Here is a 22,825-nt window from a genome sequence, read left to right as displayed (position 1 = left end):
GGACAACCCTTATGTTTCAACCATCGAAGTTGGCACTGGCTCTCGCAGCCAGTGCCAGTATGGGCTTTTGCCTTAGCGGAACCACTCACGCACAAGAACAGGTCGAGCGTATTGAAATTACCGCTACCCAGCGGGTGAGCGCGCAGACCACACCAGCGGCAGTGACGAACCTGGCAACCTCAGAACAGCTTCCCGGCATGCGTATTGACGCTGCTGAGCTGCTGGGCGGCATCGCAGGTGTACAGAGCGATTCGCGAGCCAATTATGCACAAGATACGCGCATCACGCTGCGCGGCTTTGGAGCCCGCTCAGCTTTTGGTGTGCGCGGCGTCTTGCTGCGGCTGGACGGCGTCCCCTTAAGTATGCCTGATGGTCAGGCCCAGACCTCAAGTATTCTGCTAGATGAGCCTGATAACGTGCAGGTAATTCGTGGTCCTCTGGCCGCAATTTACGGTAATGCTGCAGGAGGTGTCATCCATTGGCGCAGCCGTTCGCCCCGCACAACTGCCACCCAGGTTGATCTCATGGCAGGCGGCAATGATGCCCAACGCGCGTTCGTGCAGCACGACTGGGTCAATGAAGACAAGGCTTTACGCTTGGCTGGCGCAACCTTTACCACCGATGGTCCGCGTCCGCACAACCGTGCCGAACGACATCAGGTGGCGGCCCGCTGGTACCAGGACCTTGACGAGAATACACGGGTAGTGGTGCGCCTGGATAACAACAATGCGCCGTTTTTACAGGATCCAAGCTCGCTCACGCCTGCTGCCTGGCGCGAGGACCCGACGCAAACCGTCGGCCGGGCGTTCACTTTTAATACGCGCAAACGTATTCATCACCAGCAAGCCTCTGTCACGGTTGAGCATGAGACCCAATCACAGGCCGCCGACATTTCTGCCTGGCGCGGCTGGCGCGATGTGGAGCAATACCTGCCGTTTCCCGGCAGCGACCTGAATGGCGACGGTGCCGTGATTGATCTGCGTCGCGACTTCACTGGCGTTGATGCGAACTACCACCTGCGTTTACCGGCCCTGCCACAGTGGCAACTGAGCACCGGCGTGCAGCTGGCTGAGCAAAACGACCGTCGCTACGGCTATGTAAACAACTTTGGTGAACGTGGTGAAGTTCGCCGTAATGATGATGGCGAGGTCAGCACGCAATCCGCCTATGCCCTGCTGCAATGGCAACCGCTGTCAGCCTGGCAAATGATGAGTGGTGTGCGCTACAACGCAGTTGATTTTGCCGTCGACGATTATTTTATTATTCCCGAAAACCCCGATGACAGCGGTTCGGCTTCCATGCAACAGCTCAGCTGGATGCTCGGAGCAAACTATGCGGTGTCGGAGCAGTGGTCGGTATTTGTCAGCCGCGGCAATGGCTTTGAGACACCTACCCTGACCGAACTCGCCTATCGGAATAATGGTACCGGCTTAAATACCCAGCTTGGGCCATCGACAAACCAGCAATGGGAAGTCGGCAGTAAGTGGCGCTCAGATGCCTTAGAAGCTGCAATCACCTGGTTCCATATTGCGACGGCCAACGAGATTGTCGTCGACCAGAGCAATGACGGTCGTACCACCTACACCAATGCGGAACAGACGCAGCGGGAAGGGCTCGAGTTGAGCTTTGCCGCGGATCTGAGTCGCACCTGGTCGACCCGAGCCAGTGCCACCTACACTGACGCTAAGTACAGTAATGGTGCCCGCTTGCCCGGCGTAGCAAGGCAACAGGCCTATTGGCAGCTGCGCTGGCAGCCCGGGGCTGATACTCAGGTGCAGCTGGTAGGCGACTACCGTGGTGAAGTGGCAGCTAACGATAGCAACACCGTGTTCGCTCCCGCGCATACCTTATGGCATGTCGCAGTTCAAACCCAGTGGCTGTGGCAGGACCTGAAACTGCAACCCTGGCTGAAAGTGCATAACCTGACCGATCGTGACTACGTCGGCTCAGTGGTGGTGAACCAGGGCAGCGGTCGCGCGTTCGAACCCGGTATTGGCCGTGAAGTACAGGCGGGTCTGCGCTTTAACTATCGTTGGTAAGCCAGCGGTACAGCGTGCGGCGGGTGACGCCAAGGATTTTTGCCGCGCGCTGTTTATTACCTTCAGTCTCCGCCAGAACCTGACGCACATAACGCTCCTGCACCTCTTGTAAGCTGGGCCAGGCTTCGCCCTCAGCCGGAGCAGCTGCAACAGCTGGTCCGCGCTCGCGCAACCGTGCAGGAAAATGTTCGGGCAGGATCCACTCCCCTTCGCAAAAGGTGTAGGCGCGTTCGACAGCGTTTCTCAGCTCGCGAACATTGCCCGGGAAATCATACTGCTGCAGAAGCGCTTTCGCCTCGGCCGAGAAACCAAGAATGGGCTTGTCATTATGGCTACGTTGCTCACCCAGAAACTGCTGTGCAAGGAGCAGCACGTCCTGCTCCCGGGCTCTTAGTGGCGGCACCTCAAGACGAAAAGTCTCAAGCCGATAGAATAAATCCTCGCGAAACTGCTGATGGCGGACCCGCTCTTCGAGATCCTGATGGGTGGCAGCAATGATACGTACATTGACGACCACTTCGGCATCACTACCCACCGGACGCAAGGTACCTTCCTGCAATACCCGCAGCAACTTGGCTTGCAGTGCCATCGGCATCTCACCAATTTCATCCAGCAATAAAGTGCCGCCATCAGCTTCTTTTAACAAGCCCGGCCGGGCTCCTCTGGCCCCGGTAAAGGCGCCAGCGGCGTGACCAAAGAATTCACTCTCCATCAGCTCCGCCGGAATTCCTGCACAGTTAACCGCGAGGAAGGGGCCCGCGGCGCGCTTACTCTGCTGATGCAGCGCTCGCGCCACCAGCTCTTTGCCAGTGCCGCTCTCGCCCTGAATCAGCACCGCACCGTCCGCCTGCGAGATTTGCTTAATGCTCTGAAACAACCGCTGCATGGCCGTGCTCGCGCCCGTCAGTCCACCAGGCCCCGAGGTGGCCTCCTGCGACGAGCGGTAATGTTCGACCTCGCGTTGTAGTTGGTGGTAGTCAAGGACGCGCGCAACACTTACCAACAAATGCTCAAGGTCGAGTGGCTTGGTGAGAAAGTCATCGGCACCTTGTTTCAGTGCGTCCACTGCTTGTGCGACCGTGCCAAACGCGGTAATGAGAATAAAGGCTGGAGGATGCGGACGCGTTTTTAACCGTTCCAGCAACTCCATTCCTGAGCACCCAGGCAGGCGGATGTCACTGATCACCAGTTGCGGCTCAAGCTCAGCTGTGGCCAGATAGTCTTCCGCTGAGGCAAACGCGGAGACCCGATAGCCTGCGCTTTCGAGCTCTTCTTGCAATAATTCTCTGAGCCCCGGGTCATCTTCAACCACGGCAATAGTGATAACAGCCATTAGCTCTCCTTGGTGATTTCACAGGGCAGCAGCACCCGTGCTTCGCAGCCACCCTCAGGGCGGTTTTGCAGGGTAAAGCGCCCGGCATGGGCATCAATAATATGGGCAACGATGGCCAGCCCCAGGCCAGTGCCCTCACCGATAGGTTTAGTGGTAGTAAAGGGCTCGACCAGCTGTTCAGTTGTGCTCGACTGAGGTAAGCCCGGACCGTCGTCACTGACGACAATCACACAACGATCAGGGCCCGTTGTTTTCACATCGACGCGGACTTGAGCAGCTGCCGCCTGTAGCGCATTTCGCAATAAATTCACCAGCGCCAGTTCCAAACGTGAGCCGTCGGCGCGTACCCGCAATTCTGGCCTGGGCAAGTCCAGGATAAGGTCTGGCGCGCGGTCCGTTTGTTCATGCTGCACGGCGTTGGCCGCCTGCTGTATCAGTGCCGCAAGCGACACCGGCTGCGGCTGGCTGATGGGCGTTCGGCTAAAATCGAGCAGCTGCTGTACCAGCTTGGTCAAACGCTCAACCTGTCCGCGAATGGCGCTCAGCTGACGCTGACTCTCAGCATCAGTATGGCGCTCCTGTAAGCGTTTGGCGCGACCAGCAATGACCGTTAATGGTGCACCGAGCTCGTGCGCCACGCCTCGCGAAAGCTGACCTATCGCTGCCATTTTTTCGTGCTCGCGTAAGCGAGTACTGATTTCCAGTTGCTGCTGTCGCCGGGTGCGGTAGTACCCCAGCCCAAGAATCGATACCAGCGCCAGCGCGACAATACTCCAGGAGACCCAGGCGATGCGCTCCAGTTGCGAAAAACTTTGCTCGAAATCTTCGGCGCGGCGGTTCAGCTGCATAAAACCGATCAGCCGACCGGCGCGATCATTGACCGGGATAAACTGTGAGAACACATCACGCCCGGCCACCTCACGGTAACTATCGCGCTGCTCACCGGTCAGCACCACCTGCTCGGCCAACAGGCTCTCAGATAAATCCCGTTCGGTAACGCCCGCGGCGGCGACCAGCTCACCGTTAGTATCGTAAACCGAAGCACCATACACCCGACCAATTTCAAACACCGCGTCAAGATGTGCCTGTACCCGTGCAATATCGTCGCTTAACAGAGCATCGCTCAACGGCAATCGAATGGCGCGCCCGACCAACTCCAGATCGTCGCGCAGGCGCTCATCCTGAAACTCGCGCGCCTGTTCAAGAGCCACACCTATAGCAGCCCCCGACAATGCCAGCAGGGGCAAGACCAAATAAAACAGAAAGGCACGCTGCCAGCTGGGACTGGCAACACGCTGTAATATGTATCTTTTTGTCACAGTGTTACCTCAAGTAAACGTGACATAAGTATACAGTTTCATGTGCCGGATCTCTAATGGACGATAAAAACACTAATTTTCATAGCCTTATAAATCAATCAAAGTTGGCATAGCTCTTGCTCCCTTACTACTGAGCAAAAAATATAAGTTCATCCGAATCAACAAGGAGCTGATTATGAAAACATTACTACCCACGTTAATTGCCAGTGCAATCTTTGCCACCACGGCAGTGACCGCAGCGCCAATGCAACAGCAAAGCGCACAACAAGGTCCAGCCATGCAGCAACAAGCACAAATCGAAATGACCGATGCGCTGTTGGAGAAATTTTTGGCGGCTATGAGCGACGTTCAACAAGTCAGCCAGAAGTACTCGCAGCAATTCCAGAACGCTGAGAATGCAGAAGAAGCGCAAGCGATTCAGCAAAAAGCTCAGGAAGAGATGATTGCGGCAGTGAACGCTGCGGGCCTCAGCCCAGATGAGTACAATGCGGTGATTCAGCAAGTACAGCAAGATCCGCAGTTGCAGAAGCGTTTACAGGAAATGACGCAGTAACACGTTGTGAATACTTCAACACTTGCAGCACGTGTTACAAAGAAAACGCCGGCAATTGCCGGCGTTTTTGATCGAGGTTGACCGGTTAGGGTCAGACGTTATCCAGCGCTTAACTGGCGTTAATTCTTTTCACCAGTGCGCGCGCAACGGCTTCGGACGAAGCGGGATTCTGACCGGTGATCAGTTGCCCATCGGTCACCACAAAGGGTTCCCAGTCACCGGCTTTTTGAAAGTCTGCGCCTAACTCAATCAGCTTGTCTTCAAGTAAGAAAGGCACCACTTCAGTTAAGCCCACCGCGGCTTCTTCGCTATTGGTAAAACCGCTCACTTTACGGCCTTTAACCAGGCTCTCGCCATGCTGATCTTTCGCATTGACCAGCACTGCTGGTGCGTGGCACACGGCAGCCACCGGCTTACCCTGACGCCAGAATCGCTCAATCAGCTGTAATGATAATTCGTCATTGACCAGGTCAAACATCGGTCCATGACCGCCCGGATAAAAAACAGCGTCGTAATCCTCTGCTTTGACTTCAGAAAGCTTCAGTGAGGTTGCCAGCTGATCCTTTGCATCGCGGTCATCAAACAACCGAATCGTTGCCGGCGTTTGCGCGTCAGCCTGTTCGCTATTGGGATCGATCGGAGGCTGACCACCATTTGGTGTGGCAATTGCTACCTCGGCACCACTATCTTTGAAGAAGTAGTAGGGCGCAGCAAACTCCTCTGCCCAGAAGCCGGTTTTCTGACCACTTTCACCAAGTTCATCATGTGAGGTCAAAACCATTAAAATTTTCATGGGCTTACTCCTGTCTTTTTTCGAATGTATCTAGTTTAATGGGGATCATTCATCACCAATTCAACCAAAGGTGTCATCAGATGTCGATTGCGTGGCTCGCTCCAGAACCTTCTTATCGTTCGTACTTACAGGTACGTTCGCTTATCTCCATGCTGATCATCGCAGCTATTCTGATCACAAGTTACTTTACCGGGGTTTACCCTAAAAACGTGGTGCCCCTCTGGATCGCAGGCCTGGCATGGACCTTGCTAACCCTGTTTTTTAGCCTGTTCTTCGCCTCGCGTCGTTTTCTATTTACCGCTTATGCGCGCACCAACGAAGGTGTGCACCTGAAACAGGGGGCGCTGTTTCGTCGAATTCGCGCCGTACCCCTGAACCGTATTCAGCACGTTGAGTACAAGCAGTCGTTCCTCGAGCGGCTATTCGGCATTGCGCGTCTGGCTATGTACACTGCCGGCAGTGGCGGTGCTGATTTAACTATTCCAGGCCTCCTGCCGGATACCGCCATGCAACTCAAAACCGAACTGCTGACCACTATCGCTAACGAGCCAGATGAAGGCGAAAGCAATCATGAGTGAGTTAACCTGGCAACGCACCCCGCTGATCACCATTGCGTTCTTCCTCTTTAAACAATTGAAGCAGCTGGTGACCAATATTTCGAATTTAATTCCGGCTTTTGCTGCAATTTTCGTCATTGGTAAGGATTCGGTGTGGGTTCTGTTTGGCTTAGCTGGCGCTTACTTACTGTATGTCATCATTAGCGCGGTTCTTACTCAGCGCTTCTTCCTGTATGCCATCGCCGATGATGCGGTGCATTTGCGAACAGGGATTTTTAACCGTAAACACCTCACCCTCAACTACGAGCGCATACAACAAGCCGAGATTCATCAGGTCTGGTACTTCAGACCCTTTAAGCTGACGGTGTTAAGTGTCGACAGCGCGGGTTCGGCAGGTAAGGAAGTGCAAATCCCGGGGCTCAAAATGGAGCTGGCGCAAGACTTACGCCAACGCATGCTGGCGGAGAGCGTCAGCCCCTCCGGCCAACGACAAGAGAGTGCAGCTGCAGACACCAAAGAAGATGCAGCCCGAATCACCAAACATTTCCCAGTGGCAGAGATCATCCGCGCCGGTATCATCGATAACAAATTATTTGTGTTGCTCGCCGTACTGATTTACCCCATCAGCCAGCTCGATTTACTGGAAGACTATGTGGTGCCCTGGGTGCAACAACATCTTGCCTGGTTCAACTCAGAGTCGGCATGGATCATTGGCGCAGGGATTGCCGTAGGCAGTCTGGCGGTGCTTTTTCTGGCTGCTATTGCCGTCAGTCTGCTGACCTACCACGATTTAACCCTAACCATCGAAGGTGAGCGTTTCCAGGCGAAATCCGGCGCATTATCGATTCGCACCTTGAGCTTTCGCTACCCGAAGCTGCAGGCCGTGTATGTTCGCCGTAATTTACGTGCCCGCCTGCTGCAGCGCAGTGTCGTCACGGTAAGTCAGTTACAACCCCGCGCGGCACAGGGCGGCAACCCAGCCGCTCAGCAATTTACCTTACCCGTGGTGGATGCAGCGTTTTTTGCTGAGTTTCGCGAGCAACTGCGACTGCCGCCCGCCGCCGAGGTCAACTGGCAACGACTTTCGCCGCTGGCGCTACTCGGCTCGAGCCTGTGGCTCGCCTTGCTCGCTCCTGTTATTGCCACCCTGTTGTTCTTCGCAGCCGAAAGCGGCTGGCCGGGCATCGCTGCTACCTTGGCCGGATGGATTTTAATGCAGACAATGGTAGTACTAAGCTGGCGCAATTACGGTTATAGCTTCGTTAGTCGCACCACCACGCCAGCTGAACAATGGTTTGTGGTCAGACGCGGGATCTTCAGTCGTAATGAAAACTGGTACCCACGCCGTAAAGTACAACAGATTGATGTCCAGCAAGGGCCCTGGTTACGTTTACTAGGTTTTTCGCATTTGATTTTGCACACTGCGGCGGGTAGCGAAACACTTCGTTATCTGCCAAGTGAAAACGCGCAGTCTCTGCAACAGCAGTGGGTCGACGAAATCGCCAAAAATTCACACAGGTGGATGTAGACGAAACAGTTTGTAACGCTTAAAAAGTGCACATATCAACTAAATTTGCCAAACTTTACCTCGGTCAACGTTTAGCAACAGACCCCAATTTGAGGATATCCTCATGTACAGTGATGAAGACTTAAACTCAGCCGTCAACGACGGTGTGTTGCAAGAACAAGATGTAACCGCATTTCGAAATTATATGCAAAAACAGCGCAGCACTCAGTTTCAGGACGAAGAACACTTTCGTCTGGTCAACGGCTTCAACGACATTTTCGTGGTTATCGCTGCAGTTTTAGCGTTAGCTGCGCTATGGACTCTCGGCAACATTGTTGCTCCATGGTTCGGCGGCGCATTGGTCGCTGTGGCCAGTTGGTTACTTGCTGAATATTTCACTCGCAATCGACACATGGCGCTGCCTTCCATCGTTCTACTTCTCAGTTGTCTGACGGGCGTCTTCGCCGGAGTTTTAGTGACCGGACTAGAAACCTGGGGCGATGTGGCTATAGTTCCGATAGTCGCTTGCCTGCTAACGGCTGTTGTCGCGACCCTTCATTGGTTCCGGTTTCGAGTCCCCATCACATTGACGGCGTTAGCCGCGGCCGGTATTGGAAGCGTAATTATGCTTGGCATGTGGGCATTCGACTTCTCCGAGGTTGCCACTAAAATCATCACTTTAGTGTCCGGACTGGCGGTGTTCTCATTGGCTTTAAGCTGGGATCGCAGTGATCGTAAACGCCAGACCCGTCGCTCAGATGTCGCGTTCTGGCTGCATTTATTGGCAGCGCCACTTATTGTACACCCAATTTTTGTCACCCTTGCCCAAGGGGACTTTAGTGTGGGCCTAACTCAGGCCGGTCTAACGATTGTGCTATATGTTGTTCTGGCTCTGGTATCCCTCATTATCGACCGCCGCGCACTTATGGTATCAGCTTTGTCCTATGTGATTTACGTCTTCAGTGCATTACTCGATAGCGTCGGGCTAGTTGATATCAGCACCGCTGTTATCGGATTAGTGATTGGTAGCGGGTTATTGCTGATGTCGGTGTTTTGGCATCCATTGCGAGGCGCACTGATGAAGTTTATCCCGCAGGGCATAGCCCAGCAGCTGCCTGCATAATCATTCATCGGTGCTTTTCGCAACTTGCAGAGACGTACTTAGTTGGTCGACCCAATAGTCAACGGGTTGTGGTCGGCCAAAGTAAAAGCCCTGGAATTTTTCGCAGCCTAAGTCGCGCAATGCTTCCGCCTGGGCTGCGGTTTCTACACCTTCAGCAACGACTTCAAGTCTCAGGCTTTGGCCGAGTCCGACAATGGTTTCAATAATCACCGCATCATTCATATCAGTGAGTACATCGCGGACAAATGACTGATCAATTTTTAACTGGTAAATCGGCAGACGTTTAAGATAGGCGAGGGACGCATAGCCCGTGCCAAAGTCATCCAGCGAGAACCTGACGCCAATTTCCCCCAGCTTAGACATGCGCTTGACGGTCATATCGATGTTATCAATGAGCATATTCTCGGTAATTTCGAGTTCCAGTTTGCCATGGGGCACCTGATGTCTGGCCATGCAGGACTCCACATATTCAACAAAAGTAGCCTGGCGAAACTGGCGCGGACTGATATTGATGGCCAGTTGCAGCTTACTCAGGTGCGGATCAGCCGACCATTTTTGCAACAGCTGGCAGGCTTGCTCTATGACCCAGTTGCCAAGGGGAACGATGAGACCGCTACTTTCTGCGACTGGAATGAACTCTGCCGGCGGCACGTCACCAAAATTCTCATCGTGCCAGCGCAACAATAACTCCCCACCCGTCACCACGCCGTTGACATCAACTTGAGGCTGCAAATACAGCTCTAAGGCATAATCATCGATGGCAGAGCGTAGAGCATCTTCCAGGTGGAGTCTGCGGCTGATGCTTTGTTGCATTTCCGGATTAAACAAACGAATAGAGTCGCTTCCCAAAGCCTTGGCTTCGGTTAATGCCAAATCGGCGTTTTTGATTAACTCCGCCGCGCCATTGTCGCTATCAGAAAACATAGTTATACCGATACAGGCCGCAGTCGTATGAAAACGAGAGCCCAAATCGACAGGCTGTGCAATCAGACGGACCACCTCGGTGGCTAGCCTTCGCGCCGCTAGAATGGCTTCATTTCGATCAGGCCCCAAATCTTCCAGCACTAACACAAAATCGTCCGAGCCAAGCCGCGCTGCACAGTCAGTATCATCAATAACAGCTTCCAGTCGCTCGGCGATCGTTGCTAACAACTTATCGCCAATAGCGTGCCCCAGAGTATCGTTGATTAGGGTGAAATCAATCAGATCAATAGCCAGTACCGCGCCCTCATAACCCGTGCGGCGGTAGCTGGCAACAGCATGTTCAAGCTGTTGCATCATCAGTTTACGATTCGCCAGCCCGGTCACACTGTCATAATACGCCAGCTGATTAAGCTGCTCTTGTATTTCAACGTGCTCGGTAATATCGGTGGCAATACCACACAAGCCATAAATGCGGTCGTCGGCGTCGCGCAGGGGTATTTTGACCGAAAGAAACTGCCGTTGTTCACCCTTGATGGTGCGGCTGGATTCTTCATCAACAACCCTCTCGCCAAATTTTATGACGCGCAAGTCACGTTCGCGGAGATGCTCTGCGGTCGTCGTCTCAAAGACGTCAAAATCTGACTTGCCGATAATCGATTGCTCTGTTTCTCCGACCAGTTCACACACCTTCTTATTGGCATAGCGGTACTTCAATTGCTCGTCTTTAATGAAAATAAAAGCTTCTACAGAGTTCAAAATAGTATTGGACCGCTGCTCACTTTCCAGCAGCGCCCGGGATTTCTTTTTCACTTGGTGCCGCAGCGCAGCAACACTCAGTATGGCTAACACTAGGACGATTAATAGTCCTGGCAGCAGCCATCTGGAAAGTCCGTCTTCCTGATCCGGAGCGTAGACCCCCCAGTCTTTCAAGATCTGTTGATAGGGCGAGTCACTTGCCTCCCGCCAGTCCGCCAGCCAGCGATCGATTCGGCTCACCAGTCTTGCCGCCTCCGGGTTTGGTGCTGCAGCAAAAAACAAGCGACTCGGCTGGAACATCACTGGTGTGGCTTCAAAGCCAAGCTCTCTGGAGCGCTTGTCGCCATAAAAATGATTCACTGCGACGACATCAGCGCGTTTCCCCAGCACCGCCGCAAAACCCTCATCGAAGGTCCCCACTGGCACAAATTCAATGTTAATACCAAAGTTAAGCCCGAGATGTTTCAAATACTGCTCTTGGACTGAGTCGCGCAGCACCGCGACACGCAAACCATCAAGTTCGAGCAGGGTTGTCAGAGCCTGGGTGTCTTTGGAGTAAAGTTGCGACCAGCTATACAGCACCGGCAACTCGTTAAACACCAGCTCCTGGTTACGCGACTCGGTGAGTGCGACATCGGGCATCAGATCGATCTGCCCAGCGGCCAGCAAGGTTAGGCAATCACTCCAGCGACAAGGTATGACTTGGATCTCCCAGCCTTCTCTTTCGGCGATTTCATAGAGGAGATCACCGAAAATACCGGAAATTTTACCATTTTCGCCGATTTGGACTTTAGGAGTGTTCTCGTATGCGCCAACTCTGACCGTCGTTGTCTGCGCGTGTGCGCCCGCACTCAACCCGAACCAGCAAAAGATGCCGATCAAGCCTGCGCGAAGCGCCTTCGAGTTTATTAACATTGAACGTCCATAACTGAATCCCTGACTACCAATACGTATAGCAGATTCAGTGACTTTTGCGTATTAAAACCAGCGACGTACCTGTTTTAAATACTTTTTGTACGGTGTACCAAATTTGGCGCTCAGGATGCGTTCTTCGGGCACAATCTGAAAACGATTCATGTACAGCACATAGACGATCAGCCAGGGGACGACGGCCAGGTTGCCCCACTTTGTCGCAAAGCCCGCCAGTACCAATAAAAAGCCAAGGTACATCGGGTTACGCGTCCACCGATAAATGCCACCGGTGACCAACTGTGAACTCGCCTGCGGTGCACGCGGATCAACTGTGGTGTGCGCCCGACGGAACTGCCAGACACCAAGTACCGCAACCGCAAGCCCTATTACAGATAATGCGGTAGCGAATTGCGGGTAAGAAACCAGTGGCCATTGCACCAGCTTATCGGTCAGATACATCGCCAATGTGATAAGCAAAACAACGACGACGGGCGGAATCTTTAGTTCAAGTCGATTCATGTTTTTATCCGTTTTTTGATACACTACGGTTATGTCACACAACACCATTGCCATTAATCAACAACAACAGCCGCTGGACCACCTTGAGTCGGTCTGGCTGTTCGGCTATGGCTCCCTCATCTATAAAGCAGACTTTCCTTACCTGCAACGTCGTCCGGCACGAATTCATGGTTGGCAGCGACGGTTCTGGCAGGGCTCTCACGACCACCGCGGCACTCCTGAAGCGCCGGGCCGGGTCGCTACTTTGATTGCGGCGCCCGAACACAGCTGTGATGGTATGGCTTATGAAGTCACACCTGATGTTTTTGCTCATCTCGACCATCGCGAGAAAAATGGCTACCTGCGCATCTTTACCACCTTTGACTGGCTCGATGGCAGTGGTCAGGTCGAGGGGCTGGTGTATATTGCAGGCCCTGATAACGACGCCTTCCTTGGTGAAGCATCACCGCTGGCTATTGCCGAGCAGATTGCGGCTTCGCATGGGCCTAGTGGCCCAAACAGTGAGTATCTAATGCGCCTTGCAGAAGCCCTACGCGAGCTTGGTGAACAAGACGAACATGTATTCGCCATCGAAACCGAACTGAAAAGAATGCTCGCTTAAGCCTTTTTCACAAACTCAGTTTTTAATTTCATAGGGCCAATGCCATCGATTTTACAATCAATGTCGTGATCGCCGTCATCGGTGAGCCGAATCGCTTTCACCTTGGTTCCGACTTTGACCACCAGCGAGGAGCCTTTGACCTTGAGGTCTTTGATAACCGTCACGCTATCCCCATCCTGCAGCTCGTTGCCATGAGCATCGCGATAGACTTTGCCACTTTCCTCCACCGGCTCATTGGGCGACCATTCATGGGCACATTCTGGACAGATCAGCATCGCACCATCGGCATAAGCGTACGGCGACTGGCACTTCGGACAAGCAGGTAACTGACTCATACAACTAGTTCCTATCGGGTTTCGCGGAAATATAAATCGTAATAGTGCCTTCAATCACGACAGTGCCATCGTTACGAAAGCCTTGCACCTGAACATCCAAATCGCCGGGTTGCCAGGCATCTGCTGGCGTCTGTGCGGTAATACGGATATCACTGTTGGCTTTTGCCGTGTAGTTCACTGTCATGCCTTTTGGAATCCAGCGTAAGTGCTTCGGAATAGTGGCTTCCGCCAGCGCCCCCATCGCCATCTCCAGACCGTTGCAGAGTGCTATGGCATGGACTGTACCTATATGATTCTGAACAGCTTTACGTTTGGCAAAGGTTAATTCACAAAAATTAGGCTGCAGTTGCTGAATGCGCGGCTTGATGGTTTTGAAGTAGGGTGCCTTGCGGGCAAAAACGGCGGAAAAAAGCTGTCGGCCAAAAGGCAGCCGCAGACATTTCGAGTAAAGCTTAAGCAGGTAGTTATCAGCCATGTTGCGCACTTAAATATTGAGTAGCAAGAAACCAAAACCGATGCGGTTCTGGCGATGATTGTAATCAATTAAGGTTTCGCCATAGCCCGAAAAAAACTGAATATAAAATCTTAAGCCATCAGGTTTCTGCGAGTTGATCGGGTGAGTAAAATCAAACTGCCAGGAGCCACGATCCCAGGATAATTCGCGGGTGATTCTGGTCAGGCTATAGGTACTGAGATCGTTGCGCCACGAGATCTGGTTTTCAAAATTCCCCCGGAAACGCACCAGATCAGGATTATCGTCCTCATCGCCCACTTCGTTCACGCGCTGTTTCCAAGTGGTCTCCCAGTAAACGTCGCCCCACTCAACCGCGCCACCGAAGTGGAAATAGTTCCAGCTGCGTGAATCTGGCTTGGTCTGGCCATTGGATTCGTGGGCAAAGCCGACCTTGGCAAAGCGCACACGAGCATCACCGGGGATAAAATCGAACTCCTCGGCCCACGGCAAAACGTAAAACACATCAGGATTGTAGTTGGTGCTGCGAAAGGGCGAAGAATCATCAGAGTTCCACGCCTGCCACAAAGACACCTGGGTATAGGACACCCAGAGATCGCCGTTGGGCAACAGTAAGTCTTCAAACAGCTTCGTGCGCAACGAGATTTGAAGTTTCACCTCGTTCGGTTTGTAGCTTTCCAGTGGCGCCGATGGTCCGCGCGACGGGGATTGCGGCTGGGTATTAATATCGGAACTATGGTGGACCGGCAGCACGAAATTGGGATGATAGGTGCGCAGTTGGAAAACACCACGTTTCTGCTCTTCATCTAACTCCCAGAAGCGACCAATGAGATCTTCTTCCAAAAACTCTCTTGAGCTTAAGCCGTCGCTATCCGCCTGTGCTGGGGTGAAGAAAAAACTCCCCGCCAACACGGTTGCAACTGTCCGGGCACGCCACATATTCAATTCCTAACTATTCGGCGCCCATGGGCGCTCGCTTTAACTTACTCGATAACGCTCGATCAAATCAGCGCCACATAATTTCGCTGGCGTATAATAACCGCCCTCGGGCTTTTCCGCTAATACATGCTGAGCGATATCTACTGCGCCCTGGCTGGTCAACTTATAACCGTTCATAACCTTCTCACGTAGCGTCACGACATCGCCTTGCGCATTTTTTGCTTCACCCCAGACATAGGTGAAGGCTTCTTCCAGTTGTTTCTCGTCAGGTCCTGCAGGCTGTTCCTCGATCTTTTTCTCGAGCCATTTTTTCACCCACTCAAAGCGCAGTAGCCAGCGAAACTTGTTCAATCGCTGCAACTTTTTCACCAGGTTCGGGGAGGCAGGGATAAAGACTTCGATCGACGGAATGCCGGTGGTGTAATACGCCGTCGAAACGTCGCCCCAGGGAATGGTCATGGCAAACTTCTCACCATTGCCGAAATCAATTTCGCGGGTTTTGTAGGCCAAGGGCACGGTTTCAATCTTACCTTCACGGCGCACCGCACCGCCTTCGCCTAAACGTCGTACGCTGGTCTTTGCTGTGCCGCGACTCATCCGCGACGCGGAATCAAATCCGAGAGTGAGATGGTTTGCATCAGGTAGTTGCTGCTTAAGTTGCGCAGCGACACAGTCCGTCGGGATCACATCAAAACCAACCCCTGGGCAGATAACAATACCTGCACGCTTAGCTTCTTCATCTTTACTGTGCGCATATTCGAAAACAGCGAGCTCACCGGTAATATCAAGGTAGTGCGTTCGCGTTGCAATACAGCTATCGATCATGGGTTCTGCCGTGACTTCGAAGGGGCCGGCACAGTGCACAACCAGATCCATTTCACCCAATGCTTGCCGCAAGGCCACGGTATCGTCGAGATTCACAACTTCGTAGGGAAGCTCCAAACGTTCTGCTACTGCTTTTAGTTTTTTCTCATTACGTCCAGCAAGAACCGGCTCCTGGCCCTGGCTTTTCGCATAGTTGGCGACCAACTCTCCGGTATAGCCATAAGCTCCATATATCATCCACGTCATGCTGAACACTCCATCTGTTGTTGTCTCATTTTAAGCACTACTTGTTACGTAACTTATCCACGTGGTCATGTGCGTTCTTTTCCCGCGCAGCGCGCGCCACCTCTTTAGGCACGACTGTCTGACCAATGGGCATTAACGCAATCGCGGCAAGTTTCAGGTGCTGAATACCAAAGGGGATGCCGATAATAATAATAAAAAAGGCGATTGCCGAGATCAGATGACCCAACGCCAGCCACCAGCCAAAGAAGATGAGCCACAAGATATTACCGAGTGTACCAAAAGCACTGGTGCCAATGTCGTCTTTCTGCTGCAGTTCCCGACGATTTATCGCTTCGTAACCAAATGGCAGAAATGCAAAGCGGCCAATAACAAAGCAGGACTTCGCCCATGGAATCCCGATGATACTGATAAAGGCGATGATACCCGCCAGCCACCATCCCAGCCCCATCACAAAGCCGCCGAAAATAAACCAAATAATATTCCCTAAAAGCGCCATAGCGTCCCCTATTTTGTTCAGTCTAACCGCTTAATACTTTGGCACAGATCCGTTATTACGCAAAACTCCTGTAAACAGTCTCGCAAATTTACAATTTAAAGCTAAGCTTAATGGCGGAAGATAATTGTAAAAACAGGGGGTTAATCTATGAATACTACGAATCGTTTGGCGATCATCGCGTTGCTTTCGTCCTTATCACTTGCTGCATGCAGTCAAGCCGAGCAGGAGCAGGCAGAAGATCAGAGTCAGGAAGCCATGCAACAAGCTGATGAAGCTGCGAATGACGCCGGTAATGCAATGGAAGAAGCTGCTGAAGAAACCAAAGAAGCCGCTAATGAAGCTATGGCCTATGCCGAAGATAAGTCAGCTGAAGCTAGTGACTTCTTAAGCGATGCAGCCATCACCGCGCGCGTCAAAGCCGCTTTTGTTGAAGCCGGTCAGGTGGATGCCATGGCCATTAACGTCGAGACGATCGATGGTCAGGTGGTGTTAAGCGGCGTGGTGCCAACAGCAGACATGGCGGATCTTGCCGAACAGCTCGCTGAAGGTATTGAAGGTGTCAGTTCGGTTGAAAACGATATTGAAGTCCAAAGTTACTAGTTACTCGTAATGAAGCTAGGATACAAAGGTGGCCATGTGCCACCTTTGTGGTTTTTTACACTCATCACTGTGCGGAGAATCTGTTATGTCGTCAGACTATACCCCACCAAAAGTTTGGCAGTGGGACCAGGAAAGCGGCGGTAAATTTGCCAAGATTAATCGCCCGGTCGCCGGCGCCACCCATAAACAAGAGCTGCCCAAGGGCGAGCATCCCTTGCAGTTGTATTCCCTTGCCACACCAAACGGTGTCAAAGTGACCATCATGCTGGAAGAGCTATTGGCAGCAGGCCATAAAGGGGCTGAATACGATGCGTTTCTTATCGATATCAGTGAAGGCGACCAGTTCGGCAGTGGCTTTGTAGATATTAATCCTAACTCCAAAATTCCAGCCTTAGTGGACCACAGCACGACCCCGCCGACCCGAGTTTTCGAATCGGGTTCGATTTTGCTCTACCTTGCGGAAAAGTTTAACGCGTTCTTGCCAAGCAACCATGGGGCGCGAACGGAGACCTTGAACTGGCTATTCTGGCAAATGGGAGCAGGTCCATTTCTCGGCGGTGGCTTTGGCCATTTCTACGCTTATGCCCCGGAAAAATATGAATACCCAATCAACCGTTACACTATGGAAGTGAAGCGCCAGTTTGACGTACTTAACCGCCAGCTCGCTGAGCACAGCTTTATTGCCGGTGACGAATATACCATTGCCGATATGGCGATTTGGCCTTGGTACAGCGCGGTGGTAAATAACGAAGCCTATGATGCTGCCGAGTTCCTGCAGGTACAGGAGTATGAACATGTGGTGCGCTGGGTTGAACAGGTAGGCCAACGAGCCGCAGTGCGACGCGGACGCATGGTCAACCGGGCTTGGGGCGACGAAGACGAGCAGGTCAGAGAGCGACATAGCGCCGATGACTTTGAAGGAAAAATATAAGAGAGTAGTGTATGAGCACCGGCTGGGACGAACGTTACAGTACTGAGGAGTATGTCTACGGCACAGCGCCTAACGACTTCTTACTCGAGCATGCTGCCGATCTGCTGGCGACTTATGAGCAGCCGCACGTGCTGTGCGTCGCTGATGGTGAGGGCCGCAACTCAGTCTATCTGGCCGAGCTCGGAGCTGAGGTTTGCGCGATGGACATCTCGCAAGTTGGCCTGGATAAGGCACAAAAGCTAGCGGCCACTCGTGGTGTTAGCGTTCAGACCGAGCAGGTCGATCTGACAGAAGCTCAATTGCCCAAAGCTCATTACGAGGGCATCGTAGCCATTTTCTGTCATTTACCCAGCGCAGGTCGTGCACATCTGTATGAAGAAATCGATGCCAGCTTGAAACCTGGCGGTTTCTTTTTACTCGAGGCTTATACCGTGGCACAGCTCAATTACGCGACCGGCGGTCCCAGCGACGAGGGACTTATGGTGAGCTTAGAGGAGCTAAAACGGGCCTTTAAGGGATATGAGGTACAGGTTAGCCAGGAGGTTGAGCGCAACATCCAGGAAGGTGAGCGGCACAACGGCGTCGGTGCCGTTTGCCAGTTTATCGCCCGCAAACCGACAACTCGTTCGCAGCGCTTTCAGTTTACCGCCAATCGCGGCAAAGCCTCGCATAAGCTTCGTTATGTCGAAGGCTCTGCCAATTCCGATGGCGACTGCACTCTTTGCAAGGGCCCATTAACAGACGATGATTAAATCCTAATCACTTTTGTTCATCAGGGCAGAAAGCGTACAAGTATCGTACTCGCGCAGGTAGAACAGCGCAAAACACGCCGCCCACATAGGCCAGGCAGCAAAAAACAGCATGTTGTTAAAGGCATCCAGATACTGCGGAAAAGACGATAGCGTCGACACCCCGTGTAAGATGAAAATGAGGCCATAGCTAAAGAATTTCCAGAGTCCCGCAACGAATATCAGACACAACGCCACCTGCAATCCACCCAGGATCGCGGCAAAGGTTGCAGATAAGCCACCAATACCGTAAAAGCCCTCAAAGACCGCAGCGGTGTGAGCGGGATTCACAAACTTATCGAGGGCCCAGATAAACATCACGATAAAAATACCAAGGCGCAAAGCCAGCAGGCTCCACGCGAGTTTTTTCTCTAACTTAGCTGGTGCAGTTGTGGCTTGAGTCATTGGATCCTCACTCGAATTTTTTGAAGGGATCATCCACCGGTGTTTCGGCCAGATGATTGGTGTAATTACTCATGGTCTTGTGAGCAATGCCAAGCACCACTGCAAGTACATGACGGTGTTCATAACCGGCCTCTAGAAACTTACTTACGGTGTCATCATCAACTCCGCCGCGCTGCTTCAGCATGGCTTTGGTAAACTGATGCAAGGCCTGAAGTTTGTCGTCCGCGAGATCATCGCCGGCTTTGATCGACTTGGTAATCTCATCGTCAGCGCCCATATTTTTGGCGATGGCTGTGTGTGCCGGTATGCAATAATGGCAGTCATGGAAGACGTTAATGGTTTGCCATACTGTGGTGATCTCGTTTTTGTTAAAACCGGATTTCTGAAACAGCCCATCAAGGGTTTGGTAAGCTTCAAGCAGTTCCGGCGATTCTGCCATCACGGCAAAAAGGTTCGGCACCATACCCATTTCTTCTTTAGCACTTTTCAGTCGCTCCTGACTTCCTTCAGGCGCAGAATCAATTGAATGAAGTGTAAATTTCGCCATAGCTTACTCCTCGGTTGCTTATAAAAGTTACCTTTAACTATAGCAACCTGAAGAGAAAAGACGATTGCAGCAGCAGAGAACCGGTGTTTTGATGGAGAGATACGTTGTTTTGAATGTCAGCAAGAGCTGCGAAACTCTTGTGCAGATTGATCAGCATATTTTTTAAAGAAACGACCGAAAGCTGTCGCCGACTGATAGCCGATGCGCGAGGCGATTACTTCAACCGGAAGACTCGACGTCGAGAGTAAATATTTGGCGCGGTGGAAACGCAACTGATCAAGTAACTTTTTCGGCGTTAGACCGGTTTTGCGCAGACAACGATCGGCAAACGCACTGGTGGACAAGCAGGCCAGATTTGCCATTTGTTCGACTGTCCAATCCTGTTCCGGTGCCTCGATCAGATCATTCAGCACAGTTGTCAACGCGCTGTCATGCAGCGCTGCGAAGACACCAGTCAATTCATCCTGATTAACGAGTAGCTGGCGTAGCAAATGCAAAGTTAAGACATCACTGAGGCGCTGTATGACCGTCCGATAACCAGGTTGATGGGCTAAAACCTCACTGCGGATCATTGCCAGTATGCTGCCTAACTGCTGGGTTTGCTCAGCATTTCGAAGTACCAGCCAAGGTGGCAGCAAGGAAAACACTAAAGTAGAGGCTGAGTTAACTTCGTCAAGTTCATAGCAAACTATGCCGTTCTCACTATGCTCAGGAGTGCAATAGTTCTCCAGCTCGGAAAGGCTGATCTGAGCAGGCACCTGTCGCCGCATAGTCCGGATTCAAAGTGCAATTCTGTGCCCTGAGCTACGGTAATGAGCAGATTTTCAAGTGAATCCGTTGTTTTGGTTGTCTGCTTCGGCGTTTTTGTCATTTACTAACTACCCTTAAACCAACCATACTAGAGGTATAGTATAGTAAACCAAATCGCAATTAGGCGCGTAAGTGTTTGATCTTATTTATGTGAGGGAGTAACACCTTTTGAAGATTTTGACCCTAGTAGCGCTGATGCCCGTGAGCATCGTTTTAGCACAGGATAAAATTGAACCCGATGAAATCATTCAGGTTCACGGCTCAGAGCAAGAGCTGGTGTTGCCGAGCGAGGAACCGATAGAAGGTATTTTTGGCACCTCCGACACCTTGCGCGAGATCCCACGCGCTGCCACTGTGATTACCGAGTCGCTGATGCAATCGGCGAACATCGATGACCTCCATGATATTGCCCGCTTTGCTCCAAACAGCCACGCTGCTGCGGGCTTTGGCAACCCTTCACTACCAAGTTTACGCGGGCAACTCGGTGAGTTGTTTGAGGGCGGTATGCGCCGCCAGGCGGGTAACAATGGCCTTGGCGTGCCGCTTACATTGAATGCCATCGAATCCATTGCCGTCGTCAAAGGCGCACCACCTGTGATGCTGGGCACGACTCAACGCGTCGGTGGTTTTGTGCACCTGCAGCCGAAGCGCGCAAAACTTGATGCCTCGGGGACCCTGGTACGTGGACGTATCGGTGAGTGGCAACAGTACCGCTTGCAGGTCGACCACAATCAGGTGCTGGATGAGGATACCGCAGCATTGCGTGTCAGTGCCGAAGTCATCGACGAAGACAGTTTTTATGATTATACCCAGCACCGCAGCAACGATCTGTTTGTTGCTTACGAGTGGCAACCCAATAAGGCAACACGCTGGTCACTTGGCGTTGAATACTATGATGTGTCGTGGACAGATAACGCTGGTATCAACCGGCCTACCCAGGCGCTGATTGACGATAACCTCTACATCACCGGGCAAGGGCAGCAACCCAACGGTTCGTTTGTGCCCGGAGCTTTTGCAGTCATCAGCCCAACCGGCCAGGTTGAAATAGACCGCGGCCGGGTGCTGACCGACCCATTAGATACCAACACCGCCGAGACCTTATTGTTGCATTCAAGTCTTGAATATCAGCTCCACAATGAGTGGTTGATGGTCAATCGCAGTTATTACCAACACCTTGACCGCGAAGGTATCAATCAGAACAGTTTCGTCGAAATCATTGACGGTGCGCAGACCTTTGAACACCGTTTGGAACTGCATTACACCGACCAGTCGGTGGTCGGGGTCAATGTGCGCTACAACGATGTGCTCGGCTACAGCCAGTTCACCACCGAAGCTGATCTACCCATCGATTTAACTGGCAGCCTTGAGCAGCGCCGTATCCCGCTGACTGCAGCGCAACGGGCAAGGCTGGTTGAACTGCGCCCAGGGGTGTGGGTTTCCCCGGGTACTCAATACGACCGCAACAATGATGGTTCCGGTGACTTTAATCTTTCTGATACCACGGACTCGACCAGCTATCAGTGGGGCATCTTTGCCCAGCATAAATGGCAAGTTACCGAGCGTTTGCTGGCAACCTTCGGCGCCCGTGCTGACTACTACGATGTGGAGGCGCGTGACCCGATTCCACCAGTTGGAGTGACTCCAGGTCGTGACACTCATAACGAATGGCTAAGCGCCGCCAGTTTTGCCCTGCAGTATGACATCAACAATGAACTGATGCTGTACGCCACTGCTTATGCCAGTGACTCAACGTCAAATTCCATGGCTGGCGGCACTGTACTCAATGCCAATCAGGAAATTGACCCGCAAAATTTTGCCACCGAAAATCGGTTATATGAGCTTGGCGTGAAATATGCACCAGCTGGTTCCCGTTGGTTTGCTGATGCGGTGCTATTTGATCAACAACGCAGCCTGCGCAACCGCGATGGTTCCAACAGTGGCATTCGCACTGAAGGGTTCGAAGCGCAATGGCATTATGACCATGGCAATGGCTTCTGGGCGACTGTCGCGGCCAGCTACATTGACGCTTATTACGATAATTCCGCAGCCTTCCAGGGAACCCGCCAGGTGGCAGATGCTTTTGATGACTCGCGCCCGGATATCATCGAGGGTACCGGTGTTGGCGCACCTAACTTTGCTGCTTTTCCACCGTCTTACCAGCAGTTGCAAGGCGTTCCCGAGGTACAGGCTTCGGGCGTGGTTGGCTGGCGCATTGACGAGCAGTGGACCCTCGGCGGTGACCTTAGCTACACCAAAGCCTATCCACTGGATTATCTGCAGACGGTCTTTATTCGTGATCAACATCAGTTGAACCTCTATACCGAGTACCGTTTCAATGATCGCCTGCGGGCACGTCTGGATGTAATAAATGTCACCGATCAGGATAATTGGTCACCGGTATTCGAAGGCGGCTATTTCGGTGCAACATTGGCGTTTCCTTCGCTGCCTCGCCACGCGCAACTGAGCTTCAGTTACAACTTCTAAACTATGTGGAG

Annotated in this window: 23 protein-coding genes; 10 read left to right on the top strand and 13 right to left on the bottom strand. The window is 52.4% G+C overall.

The genetic code is table 11. The annotated features are described in order from the left end of the window. Positions 1-11 precede the first annotated feature (11 nt). Positions 12-2,039 carry a TonB-dependent receptor family protein gene (locus J6J34_RS04045; RefSeq protein WP_301898530.1) on the top strand — a complete coding sequence of 676 codons (2,028 nt, stop codon included), beginning with the start codon at positions 12-14 and terminating at the stop codon, positions 2,037-2,039. Here J6J34_RS04045 and J6J34_RS04040 read toward each other — a convergent pair. Together J6J34_RS04040 and J6J34_RS04035 are read right to left on the bottom strand one after the other, a co-directional pair. Then, a complete protein-coding gene (locus J6J34_RS04040) occupies positions 2,023-3,372 on the bottom strand; it encodes a sigma-54-dependent transcriptional regulator (RefSeq protein WP_301898529.1) in 1,350 nt (449 codons plus the stop codon). The two genes, J6J34_RS04045 and J6J34_RS04040, sit on opposite strands and share 17 nt — an antisense overlap. After that, positions 3,372-4,691 carry a sensor histidine kinase gene (locus J6J34_RS04035; protein ID WP_301898528.1) on the bottom strand — a complete coding sequence of 440 codons (1,320 nt, stop codon included), beginning with the start codon at positions 4,689-4,691 and terminating at the stop codon, positions 3,372-3,374. Before J6J34_RS04035 ends, J6J34_RS04040 begins: the two co-directional genes overlap by 1 nt. A gap of 175 nt (positions 4,692-4,866) precedes the next feature. On the opposite strand from J6J34_RS04035, the gene J6J34_RS04030 reads away from it, so the two are divergent. Then, positions 4,867-5,244: a DUF4168 domain-containing protein gene (locus tag J6J34_RS04030; protein WP_301720845.1), complete on the top strand. Its 378-nt coding sequence runs from the start codon at positions 4,867-4,869 to the stop codon at positions 5,242-5,244. 109 nt (positions 5,245-5,353) lie between these two features. Here J6J34_RS04030 and J6J34_RS04025 read toward each other — a convergent pair whose 3' ends face one another. After that, the gene (locus J6J34_RS04025; RefSeq protein WP_301720846.1) at positions 5,354-6,037 is read right to left on the bottom strand and encodes a type 1 glutamine amidotransferase domain-containing protein; all 684 of its coding nucleotides are present in this window, start codon (positions 6,035-6,037) and stop codon (positions 5,354-5,356) included. Positions 6,038-6,117: 80 nt separating this feature from the next. Between J6J34_RS04025 and J6J34_RS04020 the strand changes: the two genes are divergently transcribed. The 3 genes from J6J34_RS04020 (at position 6,118) to J6J34_RS04010 (ending at position 9,224) form a co-directional block, all read left to right on the top strand. Next, entirely contained in the window at positions 6,118-6,615 is a 498-nt protein-coding gene (locus tag J6J34_RS04020) for a PH domain-containing protein (protein ID WP_301774950.1), read from the top strand. Continuing rightward, the gene (locus J6J34_RS04015) at positions 6,608-8,122 is read left to right on the top strand and encodes a PH domain-containing protein (RefSeq protein WP_301720848.1); all 1,515 of its coding nucleotides are present in this window, start codon (positions 6,608-6,610) and stop codon (positions 8,120-8,122) included. The genes J6J34_RS04020 and J6J34_RS04015 overlap by 8 nt, the downstream gene beginning before the upstream one ends. A 103-nt stretch (positions 8,123-8,225) precedes the next feature. Continuing rightward, positions 8,226-9,224 (top strand): hypothetical protein, encoded by a 999-nt coding sequence (locus tag J6J34_RS04010; RefSeq protein WP_301720849.1) that lies wholly within the window; start codon positions 8,226-8,228, stop codon positions 9,222-9,224. On the opposite strand, the gene J6J34_RS04005 is transcribed toward J6J34_RS04010, so the two are convergent. After that, positions 9,225-11,819 carry an EAL domain-containing protein gene (locus J6J34_RS04005; protein ID WP_301898527.1) on the bottom strand — a complete coding sequence of 865 codons (2,595 nt, stop codon included), beginning with the start codon at positions 11,817-11,819 and terminating at the stop codon, positions 9,225-9,227. It abuts the gene before it with no gap. A 63-nt stretch (positions 11,820-11,882) separates the two neighbouring features. Further along, positions 11,883-12,335: a methyltransferase family protein gene (locus J6J34_RS04000; protein ID WP_301720852.1), complete on the bottom strand. Its 453-nt coding sequence runs from the start codon at positions 12,333-12,335 to the stop codon at positions 11,883-11,885. A 31-nt stretch (positions 12,336-12,366) separates the two neighbouring features. On the opposite strand from J6J34_RS04000, the gene J6J34_RS03995 reads away from it, so the two are divergent. Continuing rightward, on the top strand, positions 12,367-12,936 hold the full coding sequence (locus tag J6J34_RS03995; protein ID WP_301720853.1) for a gamma-glutamylcyclotransferase: 570 nt from the start codon (positions 12,367-12,369) through the stop codon (positions 12,934-12,936). Here J6J34_RS03995 and J6J34_RS03990 read toward each other — a convergent pair. From J6J34_RS03990 to J6J34_RS03970, 5 genes are read right to left on the bottom strand one after another with little or no spacing between them, the layout of a single operon-like run. After that, a complete protein-coding gene (locus J6J34_RS03990; RefSeq protein ID WP_301898526.1) occupies positions 12,933-13,271 on the bottom strand; it encodes a zinc ribbon domain-containing protein YjdM in 339 nt (112 codons plus the stop codon). The genes J6J34_RS03995 and J6J34_RS03990 overlap by 4 nt on opposite strands. 4 nt (positions 13,272-13,275) lie before the next feature. Next, positions 13,276-13,746: a hotdog fold domain-containing protein gene (locus tag J6J34_RS03985; RefSeq protein ID WP_301720854.1), complete on the bottom strand. Its 471-nt coding sequence runs from the start codon at positions 13,744-13,746 to the stop codon at positions 13,276-13,278. A gap of 9 nt (positions 13,747-13,755) precedes the next feature. Beyond that, a complete protein-coding gene (locus J6J34_RS03980; RefSeq protein ID WP_301720856.1) occupies positions 13,756-14,682 on the bottom strand; it encodes a phospholipase A in 927 nt (308 codons plus the stop codon). Between the two features lie 39 nt (positions 14,683-14,721). After that, positions 14,722-15,753, bottom strand: a complete 1,032-nt coding sequence (locus J6J34_RS03975) for a saccharopine dehydrogenase family protein (protein WP_301898525.1) — start codon at positions 15,751-15,753, stop codon at positions 14,722-14,724. A 37-nt stretch (positions 15,754-15,790) separates the two neighbouring features. Further along, on the bottom strand, positions 15,791-16,249 hold the full coding sequence (locus J6J34_RS03970) for a YccF domain-containing protein (protein WP_301720858.1): 459 nt from the start codon (positions 16,247-16,249) through the stop codon (positions 15,791-15,793). Between the two features lie 147 nt (positions 16,250-16,396). Here J6J34_RS03970 and J6J34_RS03965 point away from each other — a divergent pair, with 147 nt between their 5' ends. The 3 genes from J6J34_RS03965 (at position 16,397) to J6J34_RS03955 (ending at position 18,532) form a co-directional block, all read left to right on the top strand. Further along, on the top strand, positions 16,397-16,849 hold the full coding sequence (locus tag J6J34_RS03965; RefSeq protein ID WP_301720859.1) for a BON domain-containing protein: 453 nt from the start codon (positions 16,397-16,399) through the stop codon (positions 16,847-16,849). Between the two features lie 85 nt (positions 16,850-16,934). Next, a complete protein-coding gene (gene yghU / locus J6J34_RS03960; protein ID WP_301898524.1) occupies positions 16,935-17,780 on the top strand; it encodes a glutathione-dependent disulfide-bond oxidoreductase in 846 nt (281 codons plus the stop codon). 11 nt (positions 17,781-17,791) lie between these two features. Then, complete coding sequence (locus J6J34_RS03955) at positions 17,792-18,532, top strand: SAM-dependent methyltransferase (RefSeq protein ID WP_301898523.1); 741 nt, start codon at positions 17,792-17,794, stop codon at positions 18,530-18,532. A gap of 3 nt (positions 18,533-18,535) precedes the next feature. On the opposite strand, the gene J6J34_RS03950 is transcribed toward J6J34_RS03955, so the two are convergent. The 3 genes from J6J34_RS03950 to J6J34_RS03940 form a co-directional block, all read right to left on the bottom strand. Further along, positions 18,536-18,973, bottom strand: coding sequence for a hypothetical protein (locus J6J34_RS03950; protein WP_301720863.1), 438 nt, complete (start codon positions 18,971-18,973; stop codon positions 18,536-18,538). 7 nt (positions 18,974-18,980) lie between these two features. Further along, on the bottom strand, positions 18,981-19,520 hold the full coding sequence (locus J6J34_RS03945) for a carboxymuconolactone decarboxylase family protein (RefSeq protein WP_301720865.1): 540 nt from the start codon (positions 19,518-19,520) through the stop codon (positions 18,981-18,983). Positions 19,521-19,636: 116 nt separating this feature from the next. Continuing rightward, positions 19,637-20,290 carry a helix-turn-helix domain-containing protein gene (locus J6J34_RS03940; RefSeq protein WP_301898522.1) on the bottom strand — a complete coding sequence of 218 codons (654 nt, stop codon included), beginning with the start codon at positions 20,288-20,290 and terminating at the stop codon, positions 19,637-19,639. Positions 20,291-20,498: 208 nt separating this feature from the next. On the opposite strand from J6J34_RS03940, the gene J6J34_RS03935 reads away from it, so the two are divergent. Beyond that, positions 20,499-22,814: a TonB-dependent receptor gene (locus J6J34_RS03935; protein ID WP_301898521.1), complete on the top strand. Its 2,316-nt coding sequence runs from the start codon at positions 20,499-20,501 to the stop codon at positions 22,812-22,814. Positions 22,815-22,825: the final 11 nt, after the last annotated feature.

It is taken from the genome of Pseudidiomarina terrestris, assembly GCF_030466405.1.
Lineage (GTDB): Bacteria > Pseudomonadota > Gammaproteobacteria > Enterobacterales > Alteromonadaceae > Pseudidiomarina > Pseudidiomarina terrestris.
This window is presented reverse-complemented; position numbering and strand designations above follow the sequence as displayed.

Excerpts from the sequence above, each read along its gene's own strand:
- J6J34_RS04045 (WP_301898530.1), top strand. The coding sequence starts at position 12 with ATGTTTCAACCATCGAAGTTGGCACTGGCTCTCGCAGCCAGTGCCAGT.
- J6J34_RS04040 (WP_301898529.1), bottom strand. The coding sequence starts at position 3,372 with ATGGCTGTTATCACTATTGCCGTGGTTGAAGATGACCCGGGGCTCAGA.
- J6J34_RS04030 (WP_301720845.1), top strand. The coding sequence starts at position 4,867 with ATGAAAACATTACTACCCACGTTAATTGCCAGTGCAATCTTTGCCACC.
- J6J34_RS04025 (WP_301720846.1), bottom strand. The coding sequence starts at position 6,037 with ATGAAAATTTTAATGGTTTTGACCTCACATGATGAACTTGGTGAAAGT.
- J6J34_RS04020 (WP_301774950.1), top strand. The coding sequence starts at position 6,118 with ATGTCGATTGCGTGGCTCGCTCCAGAACCTTCTTATCGTTCGTACTTA.
- J6J34_RS04015 (WP_301720848.1), top strand. The coding sequence starts at position 6,608 with ATGAGTGAGTTAACCTGGCAACGCACCCCGCTGATCACCATTGCGTTC.
- J6J34_RS04010 (WP_301720849.1), top strand. The coding sequence starts at position 8,226 with ATGTACAGTGATGAAGACTTAAACTCAGCCGTCAACGACGGTGTGTTG.
- J6J34_RS04005 (WP_301898527.1), bottom strand. The coding sequence starts at position 11,819 with ATGTTAATAAACTCGAAGGCGCTTCGCGCAGGCTTGATCGGCATCTTT.
- J6J34_RS04000 (WP_301720852.1), bottom strand. The coding sequence starts at position 12,335 with ATGAATCGACTTGAACTAAAGATTCCGCCCGTCGTCGTTGTTTTGCTT.
- J6J34_RS03995 (WP_301720853.1), top strand. The coding sequence starts at position 12,367 with ATGTCACACAACACCATTGCCATTAATCAACAACAACAGCCGCTGGAC.
- J6J34_RS03990 (WP_301898526.1), bottom strand. The coding sequence starts at position 13,271 with ATGAGTCAGTTACCTGCTTGTCCGAAGTGCCAGTCGCCGTACGCTTAT.
- J6J34_RS03985 (WP_301720854.1), bottom strand. The coding sequence starts at position 13,746 with ATGGCTGATAACTACCTGCTTAAGCTTTACTCGAAATGTCTGCGGCTG.
- J6J34_RS03980 (WP_301720856.1), bottom strand. The coding sequence starts at position 14,682 with ATGTGGCGTGCCCGGACAGTTGCAACCGTGTTGGCGGGGAGTTTTTTC.
- J6J34_RS03975 (WP_301898525.1), bottom strand. The coding sequence starts at position 15,753 with ATGACGTGGATGATATATGGAGCTTATGGCTATACCGGAGAGTTGGTC.
- J6J34_RS03970 (WP_301720858.1), bottom strand. The coding sequence starts at position 16,249 with ATGGCGCTTTTAGGGAATATTATTTGGTTTATTTTCGGCGGCTTTGTG.
- J6J34_RS03965 (WP_301720859.1), top strand. The coding sequence starts at position 16,397 with ATGAATACTACGAATCGTTTGGCGATCATCGCGTTGCTTTCGTCCTTA.
- yghU (WP_301898524.1), top strand. The coding sequence starts at position 16,935 with ATGTCGTCAGACTATACCCCACCAAAAGTTTGGCAGTGGGACCAGGAA.
- J6J34_RS03955 (WP_301898523.1), top strand. The coding sequence starts at position 17,792 with ATGAGCACCGGCTGGGACGAACGTTACAGTACTGAGGAGTATGTCTAC.
- J6J34_RS03950 (WP_301720863.1), bottom strand. The coding sequence starts at position 18,973 with ATGACTCAAGCCACAACTGCACCAGCTAAGTTAGAGAAAAAACTCGCG.
- J6J34_RS03945 (WP_301720865.1), bottom strand. The coding sequence starts at position 19,520 with ATGGCGAAATTTACACTTCATTCAATTGATTCTGCGCCTGAAGGAAGT.
- J6J34_RS03940 (WP_301898522.1), bottom strand. The coding sequence starts at position 20,290 with ATGCGGCGACAGGTGCCTGCTCAGATCAGCCTTTCCGAGCTGGAGAAC.